Raw genomic sequence first — 1,196 nt, 5'->3', positions numbered from 1 at the left:
TCTTAGATTTCCAATAGACTCAGATACTAAAGCATTACTTTGTAGTGAAGTTGGCTATAGAAAAGTATTTATTGATTTAAAACCTGATTTGACCAATCCTGGGTTTTATACAATTACTGTAGACATGCTGGTAAATAGTAATGGAACTCCTAGGGTAGTAAATATTTTTTCTGATGTACCCTATGGATTTCTTGCGCCTAATACTTTAAAATTAGGTTTTGCCGCTGCTACTGGAAGCCCTCATACTAATTTTCATGAGATAAGGAATGTTGAAGTACAGGTTTCTAGTATTCAAGAAAATCAAAAACCTCAGCCCCCAAGCCTTCTAAGAGAGGTTTGTATTGACCAAAGTGATGATGTTGAATTTCCTTTTTGTGTAAATCTACCTTCCAGTATAAATGCGTTTATCCAATGTATTCAGCTCTATGAATTAGATCCAGGGCCTGGAGTTAATAATTTTGGTCAAGAAAATTTTGATTGTGGATTAGTATGCGATGAAAGATGTTCAGATCAGAATAAGAGAATCCCTGTATATGACCCTAGTGACCCAACAAGACAGGTTGGTGAATTGATTGCAGAACTTTCAGATGAAGTAGAACCAGGAGAATTCAATCAGGCTTTAATTAGATATGTAAGAACAGATTTATCCTTTTATGGGACTGTAACCGCTTGGTATAAAATTGTTGATAATTTCGGTCTGGAATCGGATGGTATTCCTATAACGATTACCATAAATCCACTTCCTGAGATTGTATTTAAGGGCATACCAGAAAATCCGTCATGCGACGGGCAAAATGATGGAAAAATCACAGGTATAGTTATAGACAACCTCGTAGATGACCCAGGCAAATACCAAGTGGAATTTTATGATGCAAATGGCCCTGTAAATACCACGTTGGTTTCAGAAACTTACAATGCAGAGGGATACATCACAGCTACATTCGATCTTTCTGGGCTGAATTTAGGAAGTATCTTCGTTCGGGCTACCAATCCAAGTTCAGAATCGCTTGGACCTCCGTGTAACAATAATACCGGACTTTCAGCTGATCCTTGTATGGTGGAGGATGAACTTATATTTGAATTCACCGAAACTCGTGGTACTCCAGTCGAATTAGATCCCTATAGAGATGAAATCTGCGAATCAGAGATTTTTGAAGTACTTCCGACAATAGACCCTATTTACAATCCTAATAATC

Annotated in this window: 1 pseudogene; it reads left to right on the top strand. The window is 37.4% G+C overall.

Annotated features, from left to right (window positions below):
* Positions 1 to 1,196 (top strand): annotated as a pseudogene (locus OU792_RS18550) (hypothetical protein); the annotation flags it as partial.

Origin of the sequence: Algoriphagus sp. NF (genome assembly GCF_028823735.1) — a bacterium.
Classification (GTDB): Bacteria; Bacteroidota; Bacteroidia; order Cytophagales; family Cyclobacteriaceae; genus Algoriphagus; species Algoriphagus marincola.
Note: the sequence above shows the minus strand (reverse complement) of the source record. Positions and strands in the feature narration are given on the sequence as shown.